The 22,474-nt window shown below is 60.6% G+C and carries 19 protein-coding genes; 5 read left to right on the forward strand and 14 right to left on the reverse strand.

Features of this window, described 5'->3' with window-relative positions; all coding sequences use genetic code 11:
- Positions 1–81 precede the first annotated feature (81 nt).
- The 5 genes from CVS30_RS12720 to CVS30_RS12740 form a co-directional block, all read right to left on the reverse strand.
- Positions 82–483 carry a cytochrome c oxidase subunit 4 gene (locus tag CVS30_RS12720; protein WP_110485711.1) on the reverse strand — a complete coding sequence of 134 codons (402 nt, stop codon included), beginning with the start codon at positions 481–483 and terminating at the stop codon, positions 82–84.
- Positions 484–2,187: an aa3-type cytochrome oxidase subunit I gene (gene ctaD, locus CVS30_RS12725; protein WP_181419793.1), complete on the reverse strand. Its 1,704-nt coding sequence runs from the start codon at positions 2,185–2,187 to the stop codon at positions 484–486.
- A 13-nt stretch (positions 2,188–2,200) separates the two neighbouring features.
- Positions 2,201–3,073 carry an aa3-type cytochrome oxidase subunit II gene (gene ctaC / locus CVS30_RS12730; protein WP_110485713.1) on the reverse strand — a complete coding sequence of 291 codons (873 nt, stop codon included), beginning with the start codon at positions 3,071–3,073 and terminating at the stop codon, positions 2,201–2,203.
- A gap of 186 nt (positions 3,074–3,259) precedes the next feature.
- Entirely contained in the window at positions 3,260–3,646 is a 387-nt protein-coding gene (locus tag CVS30_RS12735) for a HesB/IscA family protein (protein WP_110485714.1), read from the reverse strand.
- 99 nt (positions 3,647–3,745) lie between these two features.
- On the reverse strand, positions 3,746–5,185 hold the full coding sequence (locus tag CVS30_RS12740; protein WP_110485762.1) for a dipeptidase: 1,440 nt from the start codon (positions 5,183–5,185) through the stop codon (positions 3,746–3,748).
- A 70-nt stretch (positions 5,186–5,255) separates the two neighbouring features.
- On the opposite strand from CVS30_RS12740, the gene CVS30_RS12745 reads away from it, so the two are divergent.
- Both CVS30_RS12745 and CVS30_RS12750 read left to right on the forward strand, forming a co-directional pair.
- The gene (locus CVS30_RS12745; RefSeq protein WP_110485715.1) at positions 5,256–5,876 is read left to right on the forward strand and encodes a DUF3043 domain-containing protein; all 621 of its coding nucleotides are present in this window, start codon (positions 5,256–5,258) and stop codon (positions 5,874–5,876) included.
- A 162-nt stretch (positions 5,877–6,038) separates the two neighbouring features.
- Entirely contained in the window at positions 6,039–7,043 is a 1,005-nt protein-coding gene (locus CVS30_RS12750) for an aldo/keto reductase family protein (protein WP_110485716.1), read from the forward strand.
- Positions 7,044–7,175: 132 nt separating this feature from the next.
- Here CVS30_RS12750 and CVS30_RS12755 read toward each other — a convergent pair whose 3' ends face one another.
- Entirely contained in the window at positions 7,176–8,243 is a 1,068-nt protein-coding gene (locus CVS30_RS12755) for a quinone-dependent dihydroorotate dehydrogenase (protein ID WP_110485717.1), read from the reverse strand.
- Positions 8,244–8,336: 93 nt separating this feature from the next.
- On the opposite strand from CVS30_RS12755, the gene CVS30_RS12760 reads away from it, so the two are divergent.
- Together CVS30_RS12760 and CVS30_RS12765 are read left to right on the forward strand one after the other, a co-directional pair.
- Positions 8,337–10,010 (forward strand): FAD-binding dehydrogenase, encoded by a 1,674-nt coding sequence (locus CVS30_RS12760; RefSeq protein ID WP_110485718.1) that lies wholly within the window; start codon positions 8,337–8,339, stop codon positions 10,008–10,010.
- Entirely contained in the window at positions 10,007–11,041 is a 1,035-nt protein-coding gene (locus tag CVS30_RS12765; protein ID WP_110485719.1) for an alpha/beta hydrolase, read from the forward strand. Before CVS30_RS12760 ends, CVS30_RS12765 begins: the two co-directional genes overlap by 4 nt.
- 16 nt (positions 11,042–11,057) lie before the next feature.
- Here the strand turns inward: CVS30_RS12765 and CVS30_RS12770 are convergent, their stop codons facing one another.
- The 3 genes from CVS30_RS12770 to leuA all read right to left on the reverse strand — a co-directional run bounded on the left by CVS30_RS12770 (position 11,058) and on the right by leuA (position 14,519).
- Positions 11,058–11,888, reverse strand: a complete 831-nt coding sequence (locus tag CVS30_RS12770; protein ID WP_110485720.1) for an isoprenyl transferase — start codon at positions 11,886–11,888, stop codon at positions 11,058–11,060.
- A gap of 4 nt (positions 11,889–11,892) precedes the next feature.
- Positions 11,893–12,645: a DNA repair protein RecO gene (gene recO, locus CVS30_RS12775; protein WP_110485721.1), complete on the reverse strand. Its 753-nt coding sequence runs from the start codon at positions 12,643–12,645 to the stop codon at positions 11,893–11,895.
- Between the two features lie 131 nt (positions 12,646–12,776).
- Positions 12,777–14,519: a 2-isopropylmalate synthase gene (gene leuA, locus CVS30_RS12780; RefSeq protein WP_110485722.1), complete on the reverse strand. Its 1,743-nt coding sequence runs from the start codon at positions 14,517–14,519 to the stop codon at positions 12,777–12,779.
- Between the two features lie 214 nt (positions 14,520–14,733).
- Between leuA and CVS30_RS12785 the strand changes: the two genes are divergently transcribed.
- Entirely contained in the window at positions 14,734–16,698 is a 1,965-nt protein-coding gene (locus tag CVS30_RS12785) for a M13 family metallopeptidase (protein ID WP_110485723.1), read from the forward strand.
- An 88-nt stretch (positions 16,699–16,786) separates the two neighbouring features.
- Here the strand turns inward: CVS30_RS12785 and CVS30_RS12790 are convergent, their stop codons facing one another.
- The 5 genes from CVS30_RS12790 to CVS30_RS12810 form a co-directional block, all read right to left on the reverse strand.
- The gene (locus tag CVS30_RS12790; protein WP_110485724.1) at positions 16,787–18,385 is read right to left on the reverse strand and encodes an LCP family protein; all 1,599 of its coding nucleotides are present in this window, start codon (positions 18,383–18,385) and stop codon (positions 16,787–16,789) included.
- Positions 18,386–18,516: 131 nt separating this feature from the next.
- Entirely contained in the window at positions 18,517–19,485 is a 969-nt protein-coding gene (gene era / locus CVS30_RS12795; RefSeq protein ID WP_370801038.1) for a GTPase Era, read from the reverse strand.
- Positions 19,475–20,812 carry a hemolysin family protein gene (locus tag CVS30_RS12800; protein ID WP_110485726.1) on the reverse strand — a complete coding sequence of 446 codons (1,338 nt, stop codon included), beginning with the start codon at positions 20,810–20,812 and terminating at the stop codon, positions 19,475–19,477. Before CVS30_RS12800 ends, era begins: the two co-directional genes overlap by 11 nt.
- Positions 20,809–21,282: an rRNA maturation RNase YbeY gene (gene ybeY, locus CVS30_RS12805; RefSeq protein ID WP_110485727.1), complete on the reverse strand. Its 474-nt coding sequence runs from the start codon at positions 21,280–21,282 to the stop codon at positions 20,809–20,811. Before ybeY ends, CVS30_RS12800 begins: the two co-directional genes overlap by 4 nt.
- Positions 21,279–22,352: a PhoH family protein gene (locus tag CVS30_RS12810; protein ID WP_110485728.1), complete on the reverse strand. Its 1,074-nt coding sequence runs from the start codon at positions 22,350–22,352 to the stop codon at positions 21,279–21,281. Before CVS30_RS12810 ends, ybeY begins: the two co-directional genes overlap by 4 nt.
- Between the last annotated feature and the right edge of the window lie 122 nt (positions 22,353–22,474).

Consider the following 22,474-nt stretch of genomic DNA (forward strand, 5'->3'; position numbering starts at 1 on the left):
ATGCATGACGGCAGGAAACGCAAAAAGGATGGTCCCTCACCCGAAGGTGAGGGACCATCCTTTTTGTCTAGCTAAATACTTCTAGTGTGCGTGATCTCCGCGGCTGTATTCGTAAACCCAGCCAACGAGGGCGATGACCGCAAGGCCTGCACCGATCAGGAAGATCCACCAGCCAACAGCGACACCGAGGAAACTCGTGGCAGCTGCCAGACCCAGAACCAAGGGCCACCAGCTCCACGGGCTGAAGTGCCCCTGTTCGCCGGAACCTTCGTGAACTTCAGCGTCAAGACGGTCCTCGGGACGAGGGCCAACCCGGTTACCCGTGAAGTGTACGTAGACACCAATCATCAGACACAGGCCGGCTACGAGGTAAATGGCCAGGAATCCAACGTGTTCGCTCCAGTTGACCATGAATCCGTAAACGGTGGCCACGGGAATGAAGAAGATACCGAGGAGCAGGAAGAGCCATGCTTCAATCTTCATTTACTTAGCTCCCTTCGAGGATGCAGCAGCTGCAGCGGGTACGTAGTGCGGGGCCAGCTCTGGATGGTGAAGATCCAGGGCCGGTCGCTCCGAACGGATACGCGGCAACGAGGTGAAGTTGTGACGCGGCGGCGGGCAAGAGGTTGCCCACTCCAAGGAAGCACCAAAGCCCCAAGGATCGTCAACTTCAACCTTCTTGGCACTGCGCCAGGTGATGTACACGTTCCAGAACCACGGGATCATCGATGCGCCAAGGACGAACGAGGAGATCGTGGAGAACTGGTTCATCCAGGTGAAGTTATCTTCAATCATGTAGTCAGCGTAACGACGCGGCATACCCAGAACACCCAACCAGTGCTGGATGAGGAAGGTGCCGTGGAAGCCCAGGAACAAGAGCCAGAAGTGGATCTTGCCAAGACGCTCGTTGAGCATCTTGCCGGTGAACTTGGGCCACCAGAAGTAGAAGCCGGCAAACATGGCGAACACAACGGTACCGAAGACCACGTAGTGGAAGTGAGCAACCACGAAGTAGGTATCGGAAACGTGGAAGTCCAACGGCGGTGAAGCCAAGATGATACCGGTCAAACCACCGAACAAGAAGGTGATCAGGAAGCCGAGGCTCCAGAGCATCGGCGTCTCAAACGTCAGCGAACCGCGCCACATGGTACCGATCCAGTTGAAGAACTTCACACCAGTCGGAACGGCGATCAGCATCGTCATGAAGGAGAAGAACGGAAGCATCACCTGACCGGTGACGTACATGTGGTGAGCCCACACGGTCACGGACAAAGCAGCAATGGCGATGGTTGCAAAGACGAGGCCCTTGTAACCAAAGATCGGCTTGCGGCTGAAGACCGGGAAGATCTCAGAGACGATACCGAAGAACGGCAGCGCAATGATGTAAACCTCTGGGTGACCGAAGAACCAGAACAGGTGCTGCCAGAGCATGGCGCCACCAAATTCGGCATCGAAGATATGAGCACCGAAACGGCGATCAGCACCCAGTGCGAACAATGCGGCAGCCAACGGCGGGAAGGCCATGAGGACCAAGATACCGGTCACCAAGGTGTTCCAGGTGAAGATCGGCATACGCCACATGGTCATGCCGGGGGCACGCATGCAGATGATGGTGGTGATGAAGTTCACCGAACCAAGGATGGTTCCGAAGCCCGACAGTGCCAGACCGAAGACCCACAAGTCACCGCCAACGCCGGGGCTAAAGGTGGTGTTCGACAACGGCGCGTAAGCGAACCAGCCGAATGCTGCAGCACCCTGAGGGGTGATGAAGCCGGCGACACCGATGAGGCTACCGAAGAGGAAGAACCAGAAAGCCAGTGCGTTCAAACGCGGGAACGCAACATCGGGTGCACCAATTTGCAACGGCATGATGATGTTGGCGAAGCCTGCGAACAGCGGCGTTGCAAACATGAGCAGCATGATCGTGCCGTGCATGGTGAACAACTGGTTGTACTGATCCTTGGTCTGCAGGATCTGCATACCGGGTTCAAACAATTCCGCCCTGATGACAAGCGCCATAACGCCGCCGAGGCAGAAGAAAATAAATGCGGCAATCAGGTACATGTAGCCGATTGTCTTGTGGTCTGTTGAGGTGATCCAGTTGACGACAATGCGTCCCTTGGAGACCGGAACAGTCCTAGGTGTGACCGAATTGCGTTCGGTCACCGAGTACTCGAGCGTAGACACTTTCCTCTCCCCCCTACTTCTTTGCGTTCAGGTTAGGATTACGGTCGTACTCTTGGCCGATGGTGCCGGTCTGACCCTTGGCCTTCAACTCTTCGAGTCGAGCATCAAACTCGGCCTGCGTCACAACCTTGACGTTGAACAGCATTTCGGAGTGGTACTCACCGCAGAGTTCTGCACACTTACCGTCGTACTGACCCAGTGCCGTCGGCGTGAGGGTCATGTAGTTGGTCTTGCCGGGCAGCATGTCCTTCTTATCGAGGAATGCCGGAACCCAGAAGGAGTGAATGACTTCACGGGAGTTCAGCTGAAGCTCAACCGAGCGGTTGACGGGCAGGTAGAGAGTGGGAAGCGTCGACTTATCGAACGGCTTGCCATCCAGCTCGGCCTGAACGCCTACGGAATACACGGATTCCTTGACGTCGTTACCCTGCAAGTAGTTGAAGTCAAAAGACCACTGCTTGGCGCGGACATCGATCGTGACATCCGGGTTATCGACGCGGGCGTTGATGGATTCCTGCTCAACGTTGGTGAAGTGGAAGAACACCAACACCATGAAGAGCGGAATCATTGTGTAGAAAATCTCCAACGGGAGGTTATAGCTTGTCTGACGTGGGTAACCGGTGGCACCCTTGCGACGACGGTAGGCAATGATGCACCAAATGATCAAGGCCCAGGTGATCAGGCCGATAATCAAGACCGTGATCCAGGAGTTGACCCAGAGGTCAATGATTCCTGCTGTGTGATTGGTGGTATCACGTTCGGCTGGCAACCAGCCGTTCTTACTCTCTGCCGTGCATCCTGACAAAGCTAACGCTCCGGCAATAGCCATCCCGGCGATGGGGATGACTTTTGCGCGTCGGCTGCCGGTTCGGTCCTGCGAACTCACAGACGGCCCTTCCTCTTGTTACTACGCTCAGCGGCGGCCTCAGGGGGCCGCTGGAGCTAAATGGGTTTTACTACTCGATGTAGAGCTTACCGCTATGGCGCGCAAAAAGCGCACCAAACCCTCCGTGCGTCGGATGTCCATTGAGAAACTTTTCCGCGCAGCTCTACATCGAGTAGAAGTCTTGGGTTAGTGGAACGAATCGCCGCAGGCGCAAGAGCCGCCGGCATTCGGGTTGTCGATCGTGAAACCCTGCTTTGAAATCGTGTCTTCAAAGTCAATGCTTGCACCATCGAGGTAAGGCACGCTCATCTTGTCGATGACGACCTCAACGCCGTCAAAGTCACGGACGGCGTCACCGTCAAGGACACGCTCATCAAAGTACAGCTGGTAGATCAGACCCGAGCAACCACCGGGCTGAACGGCAACGCGCAAGCGCAGATCCGTACGGCCTTCCTGCTCCAGGAGGCTGCGAACCTTGCCGGCAGCAACTTCAGTGATCTGCACACCGTGGGTGGGCAATTCTGCTTCAGCAACGGCCGAGGCTGGTGTTTCTTCATGGACATTTGCAGTCATGGCTTTTCCTAACGTGGGGGTACTACAACAATGCTACGTCGAGCCCGGCACGGGCGCTAACTAGTAACAACAGGCGGATGGGAGCTTGTGTTCCCGGGGCTATCCGAGCGCGCCATCATTGAGGGCGGCCAAGAGCATCGCTTGGGCGACAATGGCCTTCTGGAAATCTCCGAGATGGAGGGATTCGTTGGCGCTATGAGCCCTGGAATCGGGGTCTTCGACTCCTGTCACGAGGATCTGAGCGTTAGGGTAGGTGGCCTTCAGATTGGCGATGAACGGGATCGATCCGCCCATGCCGGTTTCGACGGCGTCAACTCCCCACGACTCCCCCAAAGCCCACATGGCGGCCTGCGCGGCGGGTGCGTGGGTGTCGGTGGCGAATGGTTGACCGGCTTCGCCAGCGGTGAAGGTGGCCCGAGCGCCGAAGGGGGCATGCGCCTGAACGTGTGCCTGAACGGCAGCCATGGCGGCCGCAGGATCCTGACCGGGAGCGATGCGGAGGCTGATCTTGGCGCGGGCCGAGGCCAGCAATGTGTTTGAACTCATATCCACGGAAGGGATATCCATGCCGATGACGGACAGGGCCGGCTGGGTCCACAGACGCGAAGTGATACTCCCTTCTCCGGCGAGCTCAACGCCGTCGAGCACTGCCGCATCAGAACGGAAGCTTGCCTCCGGGTAATCCACGACGGTCTCGCCACCATGGTGCAGGCCCGCGATAGCGACCGAGCCCTTGTCGTCATGGAAGGTGGCAATGAGACGTGCCAGAAGGGTGGGTGCGTCAAGGATGGGGCCGCCAAACATGCCGGAGTGCACGGCGTGATCGGTCACCCGCACCTCAACCGTCCCATCGACCAGTCCGCGCAGGCTGGTGGTCAGGGCGGGAACGCCGACCTGCCAATTTGCCGAGTCGGCCACGATGATGACATCACCGGCCAATAGTTCCCGATGTGTCTGCAAGAAGGTATCAAAGGTGGGTGAGCCAGCTTCTTCTTCACCCTCGATGAAGAAGGTGACGCCGAGGCCGAACTTGTCGCCGAGAATTTCTGTGATGGCGCGGAAGGAGGCGATGTGCGCCATGATGCCAGCCTTGTCATCCGCGGCGCCGCGACCATAGAGGCGGCCGTCGCGTTCAACGGCTGTGAAGGGTTCCGTGTCCCAGAGACCCTTGTCCCCGGGAGGCTGCACGTCGTGGTGGGCATAGAGCACAATCGTCGGCTGACCCGGGGCCGCGATCTTACGGGCCACCACGGCGGGGCCACCGAGGCCACCGTCTTCGTGAGGAACACGAAGGATCTGGACGTCATCGAGTCCGGTCGAGCGGACCAGCTCGGCGACGGCTTCGGCGCTGCGTTCGAGCTGGCTGGCGTCGAAGGCTTCCCAGGCAATGCCGGGGATCGCAACCAGGTTGACGAGCTCGGCAACCGTTGCATCGAAGTTGCTCGCAACGCACTCACGCAATTCTGCGGTGGGGAGCTGAGCGGTAATGGAAGAAAGTTCTGCGCCAAACGTTGTGGCGGATGAATCATGAGGAGTCATGTTTCCCAGACTACCGCCGAAAAAGTGACCGCGGTCAAGGCGGCGGCTCGGCACAGGGTATTCTATACGGGTGTTTGGACGTAAGAAAGATCAAGCCCCTGACCCGCAGGTAACGCCTGCCTCCCACGAGCAGATTGCCCGGTCTAAGGACCCGCAGTCGGCCAAGGGCGTTCCCACGCCGTCGCGCAAGGCCCAGGAAGAGGCTCGTAAGCGCCCCTTGGTCCCGAACGACCGCAAGGCCGCCAAGGCTACTGAGCGCGACGCTCGACGCGAAGAGCAGGCCCGTATGCGGCGCGCTCTGGACACCGGCGAGGAGCGCTTCCTGCCGCTGCGCGATAAGGGACCGCAGAAGCGGTATGCCCGCGACTTTGTCGACGCACGCTTTAGCCTCGGCGAATTCGTGATGTTCGCCGCGCTGGCCATCGTACTACTGACGCTCGTCATCCCCACACGAAATGCCGATGGCTCATCGAACGCCTCGCAGCTGATCGTGTTTGGCTTGTTCTGGGTCATGGTGGCATTCGTAGCCCTGGACACCTGGCTGCTCTCACGCAAGCTCAAGCGTAAGATCATCGACAAGTTCGGCGCCCCCGAGCCCGGCGTCATCTGGTACGGCAGCATGCGTTCCATGCAGTTCCGTCGCCTGCGTTTGCCCAAGCCCATGGTCAAGCGCGGAGAATGGCCCACCTAATCACCCACACCCTTTAAGACCAATGCACGCCTTGTGCCGGCCCTTCCTGACGGAGGTGGCCGGCACAGTGCTTTAACAGCCAACCACTTGTGAACCGTTTCAACATGTGGACGGTCAGCGGCTTTCCTGTGACGCGCCACTCACTGTGGCTACGCTGGTGGCATGGAATATCGCTATCTCGGCCAGTCTGGCCTCAAAATCACTGAAATCACCTACGGCAACTGGCTCACGCATGGTTCCCAGGTAGAGAACGACGTCGCCACCTCCTGTGTGCGTGCCGCCCTGGAGGTTGGCATCACCACCTTCGACACCGCTGATGCTTATGCCAACGGTGCCGCCGAGGAGGTCTTGGGTTCGGCGCTGGCCTCCGAACGCCGCGAGTCACTCGAAGTCTTTACCAAGGTTTACTGGCCCGTTGGCCCGAAGGGTGCTAACGACACCGGCCTCTCCCGTAAGCACATCATGGAGGGCATCAACGGCTCCCTGCGTCGCCTGAACATGGACTATGTGGATCTCTACCAGGCGCACCGCTACGACTACGAGACGCCCCTGGAAGAAACCATCCAGGCCTTTGCCGACGTGGTCCGTGCCGGCAAGGCCCTGTACATCGGTGTGTCCGAATGGAACGCCGAGCAGCTGCGGGCGGGTCAGGCTCTGGCACGCCAGGCAGGCTTCTCACTCGTGTCGAACCAGCCGCAGTACTCGGCCCTGTGGCGTGTCATCGAACCCGAGGTCATTCCCGCCTCCATCGAGCTGGGCATGTCCCAGGTCGTCTGGTCGCCCATGGCCCAGGGTGTGCTCAGCGGTAAGTACTTGCCGGGCGCTCCCCTGCCAGCGGGATCTCGAGCCACCGACGAGCACGGCGGCGCCAACACCATCAAAGCCTTCCTGGACGATGAGATCCTGGGCAATGTTCAAAAGCTCCGCCCCATCGCCGAGGAACTGGGTCTGAGCATGCCGCAGCTCGCCGTCGCCTGGGTCTTGCAAAATCCCAATGTGGCTACGGCCCTCGTCGGCGCCTCCCGCCCCGAGCAGGTGGCCGAGAACGTCAAGGCCTCCGGGGTGAAGATTTCGGCCGAACTCATGACTGCCATCGACACCGCCTTGGCGCCCTCGATTGTCAACGACCCAGCCAAGACAGTGAGCCCGGCCACGCGCGTTGCCTAGCTGAACACAAAAATCGGCCCCACAAACGCCGGTCCCGGAGCGAGGATGGATTTTCAGGGTCGGTTAGCGACCGAGGAAATCTTACTGCGAGTAAGGGACAGGCGATGGGGCCGATTTTTTGTGTTCGGGTTGTTATTTGCGCAGGGCGGCGAGTTCCTTGTTGATGCGGGAGGCCCAGAAGGGTCCCTCATACAGGAACGCGGTGTAGCCCTGCACGAGGGTGGCCCCGGCGTCGAGCCGTTCCTGAACCTCGGCGCCGGTCTCCACGCCACCCACGGAGATGAGTGTGAGCTTCTCGCCCACGATGCTCTTGAGCTGGCGCAGCACGGCGAGCGAACGCGCCTTGAGCGGTGCCCCAGAGAGCCCGCCGGCACCCTTTTCCTCCACCATGGCCGAGGGGCTGTTCAGGCCGTCACGGCTGATGGTCGTGTTGGTGCAGATGATGCCGTCTAGTTCGAGCTCGAGGGCCAGGGCGGCAACGTCGGCCACGTCCTCGTCGGCCAGATCCGGTGCGATCTTCACGAGGAGGGGAACATGGCGGCCAGCGGCACTGTCGGCTGCTTCTCGTACTCCGGTCAGCAAGGGACGCAAGGTGGCGACGTCCTGCAAGAGGCGCAGACCCGGCGTGTTCGGTGAGCTGACGTTGACCACGAGGTAATCGGCCGAGGGTGCGAGCGTGCGGGCGCTGATGAGGTAGTCCCCCAGCGCATCCTCGAGCTCGACCATCTTGGTCTTGCCAATATTGACGCCCACAATGGGGCGGACGCCCGTGTAGTTCTTGCCCAAGCCGGCCAGTGCCTGCTTGAGACGGGGCGCGACGGCGGCGGCGCCGTCGTTATTGAAGCCCATGCGGTTGATGACGGCGCGGTCCTCGATGAGACGGAATAGGCGCGGCTGGGGGTTGCCCGCTTGTGCCTGGCCGGTGATGGTGCCCACTTCAACGTGGCCAAAGCCAAGATCAGCCAGGGCGTTAATGCCCTTGCCTTCCTTGTCGAATCCCGCGGCGAGGCCGAAAGGTGTGGGGAACGTCAGGCCGAACGCCTCGGTCTGCAAGGACGCCGGCGGGGTGAACATCCGGCGCAAGACGGCACCGGCTCCCACGGCATGGCTGGCCTTGATCAAAGAAAAGCCGATCTTGTGGGCCTTTTCGGCGTCCATCCAAGAAAAACAGACACGGAAAAATGTGGGATATATACGCATACCTCTAGTTTTCCGGGTTGGCCCTACTTCTGCAAAACGCTGCCCAGAAAAATCCGACATACTCGCCCGTCAAAACCGCGTTACCATGACGACATGGAAAGCAAACACGGTGCAGTGTGGCAAAACGCGGACGTTATTGTGGTGGGGGCCGGGCTTTCCGGTCTGGTGAGCGCCGCGGAGGCCTATAACGCCGGGCGGCGGGTCTTGATCCTGGATCAGGAGCCCGAGGCGTCTCTGGGCGGCCAGGCGCATTGGTCTTTTGGCGGGCTGTTCCTCGTCGATTCGCCCGAGCAGCGTCACCTCGGCGTGAAGGACTCCGCCGAGTTGGCGTTGAGTGACTGGCTCGGTTCGGCCGCCTTTGATCGCCCCGAGGACCTCTGGGCGCGCCGCTGGGCCGAGGCGTACGTCAACTTTGCCGCGGGCGAAAAGCGCGCCTGGCTCCATGCCCTCGGCGTGCGATTCTTTCCCCTCGTGCAATGGGCCGAACGCGGCGGCTACGACGCCCAGGGCCACGGCAACTCCGTCCCGCGCTTCCACGTCGTGTGGGGCACGGGCCCCGGAATCTTGGCGCCCTTCCTGAGCAAGCTGGAGGAGGGCGTCGCTGCCGGGCAGGTGCAGTTTGCCTTCCGGCACCGGGCCATAGAATTAATGCTCGACGGCGGGACCGTGACCGGGGTGCGGGGCCAGCGTTTGGCCGCGTCCGCCGTCGAGCGTGGACAAGAGAGCAGCCGCGAAGTCACGGGCGAATTTAGTGTGGAGGCCGGGGCCGTCATTGTGACGACAGGCGGGATCGGCGGAAACCACCCCATGGTCCGGGACCAGTGGCCCAACGGCTCGGGCCCGGAGCACATGCTCACGGGTGTCCCGGCGTCGGTGGACGGGCACTTTCAGCAGGCTGTTGCCAGGGTCGGCGGGGCGCTCATCAACACGGATCGGATGTGGCACTATCCGGAAGGTATTCACAACCCGGATCCCGTGTGGCCCAATCACGGCATCCGCATTCTCTCCGGCCCTTCTCCCCTCTGGCTCGATGCCACCGGACACCGGCTGCCGGTCCCGCTGTTTCCGGGATTTGATTCCCTCGGCACGCTGCGGCATCTGGAGACGACCGGGCACGGTCATTCCTGGTTTGTCTTGAACAAGAGCATTATCGCCAAGGAATTTGCGCTCTCGGGCTCGGAACAAAATCCCGATCTCACCGGCAAGGACGTCAAGCTATTGGCCAAGCGGGCACTTCCGGGGGTGGCTGGCCCCGTGCAAAAGATCCTTGATGCCGGAATCGACTTTGTGCAGGCCGACACGGCTCAGGAACTAGCCGGCAAGATGAACGCCCTGGTGCACTCGGAGCTGATCGATCCGGAGGCCTTGCACGAGACGCTGATGGCCCGCGATCGTCAGGTGACGAGCGGGCTGGGCAAGGACACCCAGATCAACGCGATCCGAGAGGCGCGGCGCTTCACGACGGATAAGTTAATGCGGGTGGTGCCGCCGCACGCCATGTTGGCCGCCGAGCATGGGCCGTTGATCGCCGTGCGACTGACGACGTTGACTCGAAAGAGCTTAGGTGGGCTCACCACGGACTTGAACGCGCGGGTGCTCGATGCCGCCGGCTCCCCGATCCCTGGGCTATATGCTGCCGGTGAGGCCGCCGGATTTGGTGGGGGCGGCATGCATGGTTACCGCTCCCTTGAGGGAACGTTCCTGGGTGGCTGCTTGTTCTCCGGCCGTACGGCCGGTCGGCATGCGGCCGAAACCACGCAGGCATGAAGGCACGCGACGCGTCGGCAACCCCACCGGAACCCGCGCTAGTGTGGGGTGCTGACATCCTCGGGCCCGACTATGAATCCGCCCGCCTCCAGCTTCCACCGGAGGCAAGCGCCGCCGGAACCGGGGCATATTATGCGACCCTCATCAGGCACCGCCCCGCGCTTGCTAGCACGGCTGTGCCATTACTGAAGGCGCCGGTGCTGTACCTCCATGGTTGGAGTGATTACTTTTACAACACGGGTTTGGCCGAGTTTTTCTCGGGCCGTGGCCACCCTTTTTACGCCATCGATCTACACAATCATGGTCGCAGTCTTGGCTCGCCGGAGCTCGGTGGCTATGTAGGTGATCTGGCAGACTACGACGCCGAATTGCTGGCCGCCCATGATGTCATCGCCCAAGATCTTGGCGGGCCGGATGCCAGCTGGGCCGAGCACCCCTTGATTCTGATGGCCCACTCGACCGGAGGGCTGACAGCGACGTTATGGGCCCACCGCTTCCCCGGACGTGTCAGTCAGCTGATTCTCAACAGTCCCTGGCTTGAGCTTCAAGGTGGGGCCGCCATCCGACGTGCCGCGACGCCGCTGGTTCAGCTCGCCGAACTGCGCCCCTTAATGCGGATGCGGGTGCCCGAGCGGTCCTTTTACTGGCGTGGCATCAGCTCGGATGCCTACGGCGAATGGCACGTCGATAAGGCCTTGCGACCGCCCCAGGCTTTTCCCGTCAGGGCTGGCTGGATGAAGGCCATCCTGGCGGCACAACAAGAGGTCGCGGCGGGGCTCAAACTCCCCATGCCCGTCCTGGTCTTACTCTCCTCCCGCAGCATGCTGGGGCCGGTGTGGAGCGATGACATGCTGCGGGCCGACGTCGTCCTGGATGTGCGTGCGCTCGCCCTGCGCACCCTGTCTCTGGGCGATAGTGTGAGCCTAGAACGGATCGACGGCGCCCTGCACGAGGTATTTCTGTCCAGCACCCCCGTGCGCGAGGAGGCTTACGCGCGCCTAGAGCGGTGGCTGCGCGGCTACGTAGACTAAGTACCCTCCGGCACTCTCATTTGCTGGTGGCCGCCGCATCCACGGCGCCACCGTAGCGGCGGTCGCGGCGGGCGTACTCGTCCACGGCAGCCCAGAGGGTCCGACGGTCAACGTCGGGCCAGAGCGTGTCCATAAAGACAAACTCCGCATACGCCGATTGCCACAACAAGAAGTTCGAGATCCGCTGCTCACCGCTGGAGCGCAGGAACAGGTCCACGTCGGGCATGTCCGGGTTGTAGAGGTACTTTTGGACGGTTTTTTCGTTGACGGATTTCGGGTTGAGGCGCCCGGCAGCAACATCGGCAGCCAGGGCGGCCACGCCGTCGGCAATTTCAGCCCGGCCACCGTAGTTAACACACATGGTCAAGGTGATGACGTCGTTGTCTTTGGTGTATTCCTGCGCCGCCTCAAGTTCTTTGATGACCGAACCCCACAGGCGAGGACGCCGACCGGCCCAACGGATCCGCACACCCCAGGCATCGAGCTGATCACGCTGACGTCGTAGTACATCCTTGTTAAATCCCATGAGGAAGCGAATCTCCTCGGGTGAACGCTTCCAATTCTCGGTTGAGAAGGCATAAACACTGATGTGCTTAATGCCCATCTCGATGGCCCCGGCCATGACATCCAGGAGCGCCGGCTCCCCCGCCTTATGCCCCTCGATCCGTGGCAGGCCACGTTGATTTGCCCATCGGCCGTTGCCGTCCATGACAATCGCGACGTGTTCGGGAATGAGTTCGGCGGGAATCTGCGGAGCAGTGTCTCCTGATTCGTGGCCCCACGGCGCCACGATCGGCGGCTTGGACTTGCTCCGGGTGCTGCTCTTACTACTGCGCTGCACTGCCATTTTTCTACACACGCTCCACAAGTTTCAGGGAACGCACCGTGCGTTCCAAATGCCATTGCACATACCCGGCCACGAGTCCGGCAGCCTCACGACGATGATTATTCAAGGAGGCGTCCGCGCTGGTCCAGTCACCGCTCAAAAGATGTCCCAGCAGGGACATGGTTTCCGGCGCGGGCGCAGCAGAGCCCGGGGGCCTGCAGTCGTGACAGACGGCGCCACCCACGGTCGCGTTGAACGCCCCATGGGGGCCAGGCTCACCACAGCGGGCACAGTCGGAGAAACTTGGCGCCCATCCAGCGATCGAGACCGCTCGCAACAGGTATGAATCCAAAATTAATTCCGCGGGGTGCGCGCCCCGGCTCAGGGCCGCCAGCGCCCCCACGAGAAGAAGATAGTGCGCCGTTGAGGTTTCCCCGTCAACGTCCGTGAGCCGCTCGGCCGTCTCCGTCATGGCCGCGGCCACAACATAACGATCATAATTGGCGGCGATGGCGTCCCCATAGCTCGCCCGGGCAACGGCCTGCGTCACGATGTCCAAGGATCGGCCCTTGACGAGTTGCAGATCGGCCACCATGAAGGGTTCTAAGCGGGCACCAAATTTGCTGCTGGTGCGCCTGACGCCTCGTGCTACGGCACGAAGCTGGCCGTGATGGTGCGTGAGCAAGGTGATAATCCGGTCCGCCTCACCCAATTTATGGGTACGCAGCACCACAGCGTCATCGCGGTAGGTGCGGGCGGCGAAGGATTGATTGGACACCTCCCTATTCTCCCACAGTGCCCTCTTAAAAACCTTCGCCGAGGTAGCCGGTTCGCGTCGAGAATAGGGTAGACCCGTAGTCTCGGCGTTGACCGACTACCTCGGCGTGAGGAGTCAGAGGCAAGGAGCGCTTAGGCTGCTTTGCTGTCCCGGATGGCGCGGTTGACGGCCGAGATGACAGCCTTCAGGGAAGACGTTGCGGTGTTGGCGTCGATCCCGACACCCCAGAGCACGCGTTCGCCGACGGCACATTCAACGTAGGCGGCTGCGCGGGCGTCGCCACCCTCGGAGAGGGCATGCTCGGTGTAGTCCAAGACCCGAACATCCATGCCGTCCTCAGACAGGATGGACAGCAATGCGGCGATGGGTCCATTGCCGGTTCCCGTGCGGCTGCTCGGTACGCCGTCGATCAGCAACTTGGCGTCCAGGGTCACGGTGCCGGTCTCATCGATCGAGGTCGTGAACGGGCCGATACGGTAGTGGCCCCACTGCTCATCGCTGTTCTCGCCGGGCAGGTATTCATCCTGGAAGACGGTCCACAGTTCAGCCGCGCTGACCTCGCCACCAACAGTGTCGGTGCGCCGCTGAATGACGCCGGAGAACTCGATCTGCGCGCGGCGCGGCAGGTCCAGGCTGTGCTCGCTCTTGAGCAGGTAGGCCACACCGCCCTTACCGGACTGCGAGTTGACGCGAATGACGGCCTCGTAGCTCCGGCCCAAGTCCTTCGGGTCGATGGGCAGGTACGGAACGGCCCAGGTGTGCTGGTCAACCGTGACGCCAGCAGCCGTGGCGTCGGCGGCCATGGCGTCGAAGCCCTTCTTGATGGCGTCCTGGTGAGATCCGGAGAAAGCGGTGAAGACCAGGTCGCCACCGTAGGGGGCACGCTCGGGAACAGGCAGCTGGTTGCAGTATTCAACCGTGCGGCGGATCTCGTCGATGTCGGAGAAGTCCAGCATGGGGTCAACACCCTGTGTGAACATGTTCAGGCCTAGGGTTACTAGGTCAACGTTGCCTGTGCGCTCACCGTTGCCGAAGAGGCAACCTTCAATGCGGTCGGCTCCGGCCAGGTAGCCCAGCTCTGCCGCGGCAACACCGGTGCCACGGTCGTTGTGCGGGTGCAGGGAGAGAATGATGCCTTCACGCGGGTGCAGGTTTCGGCTCATCCATTCAATGGAGTCCGCGTAGACATTGGCGCTGGCCATCTCGACCGTGGCCGGCAGGTTCATGATGACCTGGTTGTCGGCTGAGGCCTCAAAGATGTCGGCGATGGCATTGCAGACGCGTAAGGCGTATTCCGGCTCGGTGCCGGTAAAGGACTCGGGAGAGTACTCGTAGGTGATGTGCGTGTCGACAAGCGTCTCTTCGTACTTCTTGCACAGCCGGGCACCCTGCAGGGCGATGTCCAAGATGCCGTCTTCGTCCTGGTTGAACACGACGCGACGCTGCAGTACGGAGGTGGAGTTGTACAGGTGCACGATGGCCTGCTTGGCACCCACCAGGGACTCATAGGTCCGCTCGATCAGGTGCTCGCGAGCCTGCGTCAAAACCTGAATTGTGACGTCCTCGGGGATGTGGCCACCCTCGATCAGCTGACGCACAAAGTCAAAGTCAGTTTGTGAGGCGGAAGGGAAACCGACTTCAATTTCCTTGAAGCCCATCTTGACCAGCAGCTGGAACATCTTCAGCTTGCGACCCGGACTCATGGGGTCAATCAGCGCCTGGTTACCATCGCGCAGATCCACGGCGCACCAGCGCGGGGCCTTCGTAATGACCTTGTCGGGCCAGGTACGGTCGGGCAGGTTGACCGAAATCTGATCCTGGAACGGGATGTACCGGTGTACGGGCATTCCAGAGGGTTTTTGCGCATTTCGCATTGGAGGTGACCTTCAATCTTGTTCAACGAGTGGGCCGGCCGGGCAACACAAACACCGCAGCGAGGGTGGCCATCTTCCACGTTGATCAATTCAACGGGTTTGAGGCCTCGCCGCGGCAGCTAAGAAGAAGCATTCCAGTGCGCACATTTTTAGACTAGCACGGCACGTAGGATGATAGTGAACCAACTCACCTAATGAAGGGGAAGCGATCCACTTGCAACATTCCGGCATCAATCTCAACAACATTGACCAGAGCGTGCGGCCCCAAGATGACCTGTTCAACCATGTCAATGGCACGTGGCTGGCGTCCGAGGTCATCCCCGAGGACCGTGCCCTTACGGGTTCCTTCATCACCTTGCGCGATAACTCCGAAGCGGCTGTCAAGGCCATCATTGAGCACGCCGGAACCGAGCACGCCAACCCAGACGCGGCCAACCCCGAGCTGTCGGCGAAAATCGGTGCCCTGTATGCGGACTTCATGGATGAAGAGGCCATCGAGGCTGCCGGCGCCACGCCCTTGAAGGAGAAGTTGGCCGCCATTGACGCGGCCGATTCGATCGAAGCCCTGGTCCGACTCATGGGTGATCTGGACCGGACGGGCGGGAGCACCTTGTTTGGTGCCTACGTTAATAACGACGCCGGAAATCCAGACCGCGCCCTCCTGCACCTTTTCCAGGCCGGACTCGGTCTCCCCGACGAGTCGTACTACCGTGAAGAGAAGTTCGAGTCGGTGCGCACGGCCTATGTTGCGCATGTGCAGAGCATGCTGGAGTTGGCCGGTGTTGCCGATGCAGCCGAAAAGGCTCCGCGGATCATGGCGCTGGAAAGCGACATTGCCGCAACGCACCTGGACAAGGTGTCCCTGCGTGACCCGCAAAAGACGTACAACCTCCTGAGCCGTGGAGAGGTTCTGGCACTCTTGCCCGAGCTGGGAATCTGGCTTGACGCCCTGGGCGTGAGCGCCAGTCAGAGCGCCGAGATGGTGGTCGCCACTCCGGAGTTCTTCTCCGGCCAGCAGGCCCTGCTGACCCAGGAGCGATGTGGCGATTGGCAGGCCTGGTTGGCGCTGCGCACCATCTCCAGCCTGGCACCGTACCTGTCCAAGGACTTCGTCGAGACGAACTTTGCCTTTTACGGCACGACCCTCAGCGGTACTCCCGTGATTCGGGAGCGCTGGAAGCGCGGCGTCGGCCTGGTGGAAGGCGTCTTGGGCGAGGCTGTGGGCCAGCTCTATGTGGCTCAGCACTTCCCGGAGTCGCACAAGAGTCACATGGAAAAGCTCGTCGCCAACCTCATTGAGGCTTACCGCCTGAGCATTGTGGATCTGAGCTGGATGAGCGAAGAAACTAAGGTACAGGCGCTGGAGAAACTGGCGGCCTTCACACCCAAGATCGGTTACCCCGCAGCGTGGCGCGACTACTCGACCCTAGAGATTCTCGCCGGGGATCTCTTGGGCAATATTGAGCGCAGCAACGCCTTTGAATTGGCGCGCCAGATGGCAAAAATCGGTGCCCCGATTGACCGTGACGAATGGTTTATGACCCCGCAAACCGTCAACGCCTACTACAACCCCACCATGAACGAGGTGGTCTTCCCGGCCGCCATCCTGCAGCCACCGTTCTTTGATGCCACCGCCGACGACGCGGCAAACTACGGCGGCATTGGTGCCGTCATTGGCCACGAAATTGGTCATGGTTTCGATGATCAAGGCTCGCAATTTGATGGCACGGGCGCCCTGCGCAATTGGTGGAGCGATGCGGACCGTGAGGCGTTCGTGAAGCTTACAGCCAAGTTGGTGGATCAGTACAACGCCCTGTCGCCCACCGCAGCCCCGGGGGAATTCGTCAATGGTGAATTGACCTTGGGTGAGAATATTGGCGATCTGGGTGGCCTGGCCATCGGCTTCAAGGCTTACCAGCTCAGTCTTGACGGTGCGCAGTCACCGCTCATCGATGGCCTCACGGGCGCCCAGCGCTTCTTCTTCTCCTGGGCCGAATGCTGGCGGGCCAAGATTCGCCCCGAGGAAGCGATCCGTCGCCTCACGATCGATCCGCACTCCCCCTCGGAACTGCGCTGTAACGCCGTGGCGAGCAATCTTGACGCCTTCCATACGGCGTTTGAGACAGCCGCCGGAGATGAGATGTGGCGCGATCCGGCCGATCGCGTGAGCATCTGGTAACTCTCAGCAGAGATAAGGGCGGGCTTGCCCGGGAGACATCCCGGGCAAGCCCGCCCTTATCATGTGGCCCGACTCATGAGCTCTAGATCTACTGCACGAACGGTGTCGGATAGTACTTGAGCGGATTGACGCTCAGGCAGCCACCGCTGTCATTGGCGGTGCTTGCCACGATGTCCGGCGGAACCACGACCGAGCCAAAGGACGTCCCCGAGGTCCAGTCGGTTCCCACCACAAGACTCACACCGGAGATCGTCGGATCCAAGATAACCGCGGAGGCCGGAAGACCAAAGAGCGTAGCGATATCGGCGGCAACATCTGCCATATCGGCGCCGTAGCGAATCTGGCTTTCGTTCACGGCGGGAACATCGCCGGCCTGCCAGGAACCGGTGAAGCCTGCCGAAACAAGGGCCTGCAGGAGTTCCACAGAGCGGCCCACGATGGCCGAGGCATTGCTGATGCTGATCTGCTGCAGCGACTTGTCATATGCGGGAGCCTCGGTCGTGGGAACGACGGTCTGTGGATCGGAGGCCGTGGTGCTGGCCTCGGCGCTGGCGCTGGGCGCCGTGGTTGCCGCTGGGCTTCCCGTCAAGGAGGTGCCATTGCGCAGGGCGGCAAAGTACTGGCCGGCTTCGGGTTCCTTGAGCTGCACGCGTGCGTTATCGGCCACATAGGCCTCATTCGGCACCGTCACGAAGGCAACATTCGACAGATCGATTTTCGCGAGACGAGTCGCAATGCTGATCATCGACGGGATGCTGGCCAGACCTTCATCGATCGTGAGGTTTTTCGTGACCACATCGGCGAGGGTGTAGAGCTTGGGCAGATTCGTCAGGGTGCCTTCACTCTTAACCTTGCGGACCATGGAGCCGAGGAAGTACTGCTGGGCCTGAATGCGGGCCAGGTCGCTGGCGTCACCAAAGGCGTGACGAGTCCGGACGAAGGCGAGGGCTTGTTCGCCCTGGACGAGGCTTTTGCCGGCCGGGAGTTTGAGCCAGGATCCGTCGTCGTCGTACAGGGCATGGTCAACGCAGACCTCCACCCCGCCGAGCGCATTGGAGAGCTCCTTGACGGCGGTGAAGTCGGCCAGCATGAAGTGGTCAATGGTCAGGCCGGTGAGGTCATTAATGGCTGCGACGGTACAGCCGGGCCCCACCTGCAGCGCCGCGTTGAGTTGTCCGGCCGGGGTTCCCGAAACAGGGGCGCCACCATCGGCGGGCGTGCAATCGGGAATCGGCACGATGAGGTCTCGGGGGAAACTTGTCACAGATACATGGCTGTTGTCGGCCGAGATGTCCATGAGCAGCATGACGTCGGAATTTCCCTCGCCCGTGGAATCATCAACGGTGCCATATTGACTGTTGGCGCCATCGCGGGTGTCGGTGCCCAGGATCAGGATCTGTAAGGATCCAGTGTCCTCAACCTGAGACTTACCGGAGGAACTATTTCCCACCCCGACGTTGAGGCGAGCCGTGGTGACGTTGTGTTGGAGCTTCAAGACGAGGAAACCTGCTCCGGCGAGTCCAACAACCAACATGGCGGCAACACTGAGCGCGGTGATTCGGAGCCACAGCGGTGCTTTAGCTCGAGGCCGAAAGTGCCGTCCTACTGGCTCTTCCTCACCATGAACGCTGGCCCGTGGGACAACAGCTTCGTCAGCTGCCCCCGAATCGGCACGGCGTCGCCCCATGTTCCAACCTTTCCCAGCGAATAATAACTTTCAAGAGTTTAGTCGTGAAGGCTGGGAACACGCCCTAAGCCACACGGCAAAGAATAACTCCCTTGAAGTTACTTTCAAGGGAGTTATTCGCGGTGTTGAGCCTAGAAGCCGAGTTTGACGAGCTGCTTGGGGTCGCGCTGCCAATCCTTAGCGACCTTGACGTGCAGATCTAGGTAGATCTTGGTGCCCAGAAGCGCCTCGATCCCCTTACGCGCGTTAGTGCCGACCTCACGCAGCCGGGCACCACCCTTACCAATGATGATGGCCTTTTGCGAGGGGCGCTCCACGTAGAGGTTGACGCGGACATCCAGTAAAGGATTGTCCTCCGTGCGGCCCTCACGAGGCAGAATCTCTTCCACAACCACGGCCAAGGAGTGCGGCAGTTCGTCGCGAACACCTTCCAGGGCTGCTTCACGAATGAGTTCGGCGACCATGACGGCCTCCGGCTCATCCGTCAGTTCGCCGTCCGGGTACAGGGCGGGCGAGAGCGGCAGGAAGTCGGCAAAGACCTTGCCCAGTGTTTCCACCTGGAAGTCTTCAACGGCAGAGACAGGAACGACGGCGGCAAATCCACGTTCGCCAATGACCTCTCGTCCCAGCTTTTCAACAGCAATCAACTGGTCCGTGACGGCCTGACGGTCGACGGTGTCGGTCTTGGTGACGATGGCGACGACAGGCTTGTTGCCCACCTGGCCCAGCTGCGTGGCGATGTAACGGTCACCGGGGCCAATCTTTTCGTTGGCGGGCAGGCAGAAACCAATGACATCAACCTCGGAGAGGGTGTCCGCCACGAGATCGTTCAGGCGCTTTCCCAGCAAGGTGCGGGGACGGTGCAGGCCCGGTGTGTCTACCAAAACCAGCTGGTAGTTCTCCTTGTGGACGATGCCACGGATCGTGTGACGGGTGGTCTGCGGCTTGGCCGAAGTGATGGCGACCTTTTCACCCACCAGGGCGTTGGTCAGTGTGGATTTTCCGGCGTTGGGGCGACCGGCAAGAACAGCAAAGCCGGCGCGGAACCCCTCACCCTTGGCCGTAATGAGGCCTGACTTGGCTTTTGACTTACTCATGATCGCTCCTGTGTTGCTGTTCGGTGGGGGTGGTTCCTTCAGTACTGCCGTTCCCGGATGTACTGCCATTCTCGACTGCTTCAATGGCGCTGGCAATGACGTGGCTAACTCGACCGCGGGATGTTTCCATCCGATCGGCGACCAGCAGGATGCCGTTGACTTCTACGCTATTGCCGACAGAGGGGATTTTGCCGAGGTATTTGGCCAGCAGTCCGCCGGCCGTATCCACCTCGTCGTCCTCAAGTTCCTTGTCAAAAAGCTCGCCCAATTCATCGATGGCCATACGGGCGCGGATCCGGAAACGACCGTCCCCGAGTTCTTGAACATCGGGAGAGACCGAATCGTACTCGTCGGCGATTTCGCCCACGATCTCTTCGATGAGATCTTCCAAGGTCACGAGCCCGGCGGTTCCGCCGTACTCGTCAACCACGATGGCCACATGGGTGGATTCGACTTGCAGTTCTTTGAGGAGGTCATCGACAGCTTTTGACTCCGGCACATATCGGACGCTGCGGGCGAGACGGCCAAGCGGCGGAGTCGCTTCACCCTCGGGTAGGTGGTGCAGGGTCGCAACGATGTCCTTGAGGTAGAGGATGCCCAGGATATGGTCGGCGCTTTCGCCCATGACCGGGATGCGGGAGAAGCCCGAGGAGAGAAAGATCTCCAGAGCCTGTTCCAGGGTGTCCTCATGGTCGACGCCGACAATGTCGGTACGCGGCACCATGACGGCACGCACCATGGTTTCGCTCAGGTCAAAGACGCTGTGGATGAGTTCGGCCTCGTTGTCCTCGATCATTTCTGATTCGCTGGCACGGTCCACAAATTCCCGGAATTCTTCTTCCGTGACAAAGCCGTCGTCGCCGGTGGGCACATTTTTCGTGAAGGATGCTCCCAGACGGTCCAGCCAGGTAGGGATGGGCCCCAAGACGCGACGCAGAAGATGCACAATCCAGGCCGAGCGTCCCACGAGGGCCCCGGAGTACAGCCGGCCAATGCGGCGCGGTGAGACGCCAACCATGAGGAATCCAAGCAGCGCCATGATGACGGTGGCGATAAGACCGGCGATCCACACGTTACCGAGTAGACCTGTTAGGAAGATTGCCACGGACACCGCGGCAGCCATCTCGGACCAGACGCGCCAAAAACGCACCGCGTTGATGTGTGCCAGGGGTTCGGCAAGGACCTTTTCCAGGGAAGGACCCCTGCCATGGGTCGCAACTGTTTCAGAGTCATGACGCGGAAAGAAGTTTAATGCTGATTCAACGGCGGCCAGAAAAGCCGCGATGGCCGTGAAGAGAATCCCCATGACCGGTAAGGCGACAAGCGTCACTTCATTGTCTCCCGGGGGGCTTCCCTACCGAGGAAGCTGGAGAGGAGCTCTCGCTGAATTCCGAACATCTCTTCCTTTTCCTCGGGTTCGCGGTGATCGTAACCCATGAGGTGGAGCATGCCGTGGGTGGAGAGCAGAAGCAGCTCTTCCTCCATGGAGTGGCCCGCTGCTTCGCCTTGTTCTTGGGCGACGACGGGGCACAGCACAATATCGCCCAGCAATCCCTCGGGGGTGGGCATGGCGGCGGTACCGGGACGCAATTCATCCATCGGGAAGGAGAGCACATCGGTAGGGCCGGGCTCGTCCATCCACTCGATGTGGAGTCGCTCCATGGTCTCGACATCAGCCAAGATGACAGATACCTCGGTCTGAGGGTGGAGATGCATGGAGCTCAGAATGTGCTTGATGAGCCTGACAAGCTCTTCCTGACGCACCTCCACGCCTGATTCATTGTTGATTTCGATGCTCATCGCGAGGTGCTTTCCTTGGGTTTTGTGGGGTTGGGATGCGCATCATCCCAGTTGTTGTAAGCGCTGACTATGGCCCCTACGAGACGGTGTCGGACAACATCCGTGGCGTCTAGGAGGGCAAAGTGAATATCGTCGACCTGTCCGAGGATTTCCCGCACGACACGAAGGCCGGACTTGGTTCCGGTCGGCAGGTCAATTTGGGTGACATCGCCAGTGACGACAATCTTGGAACCAAAGCCCAAACGTGTCAGGAACATTTTCATTTGTTCCGGCGTGGTGTTTTGAGCTTCGTCCAAAATGATGAAGGCGTCGTTGAGGGTACGGCCACGCATATACGCCAGGGGTGCCACCTCGATGGTGCCGGCGGCCATGAGTCGCGGAATGGTCTCCGGATCCATCATGTCATGCAGGGCGTCATAGAGCGGGCGCAGATAAGGATCGATCTTGTCGTTGAGCGTGCCGGGCAGGAATCCCAGCCGCTCCCCTGCTTCGACGGCCGGACGCGTCAGGATGATCCTGCTGACCTCTTTACGCTGTAGGGCCTGGACGGCCTTGGCCATGGCGAGGTAGGTCTTGCCTGTTCCTGCGGGGCCGATGCCGAACACCACGGTGTTCCTGTCGATGGAATCGACATAGTCCTTTTGATTGGCCGTTTTAGGCCGAATCGTGCGGCCCCGGCTGGAGAGAATGTCATAGCTGAGGATGTCAACCACCGAGGTGTCGGGGCGGGTACGCAACATGGCCACCAACTGCTCCCATACGCTGGCACTCATGGGACTGTTCCGAGCCACCATGCCGCGGGCTTCTTCAATCAGGTGCATGATGCGCGGCACGACGGCAATGGGCCCGGTGATGGTCAACACATTGCCGCGGGCGAGGAAACTCACACCCGGATAGAGGCTTTCAATGATCCTCAAGCCTTCGTCTTCTGCCCCGAGCGCTGCCACCATTTGCTCAGAGGAGAGGAAGTGCACAACCTCTGTGCGAATTCCATCGACTGAATATGGAAAATTCTGCCCGGGTCCCTGAGCGGACGATGGATCATGGCGGTTCCCTGTTGTTTCTGCCATAGCTGCGGCCGTACCGGCCTGAAATCTCTCCTCATTTGTACCGGTGATGAGCACCGGAGTGTTGAACGTAAGTCTTTAGGGCAATTCTAGTGCACACCTCCCGACAGCCAGCAATGATCAGT

The organism is Arthrobacter psychrolactophilus (assembly GCF_003219795.1).
Classification (GTDB): domain Bacteria; phylum Actinomycetota; class Actinomycetes; order Actinomycetales; family Micrococcaceae; genus Specibacter; species Specibacter psychrolactophilus.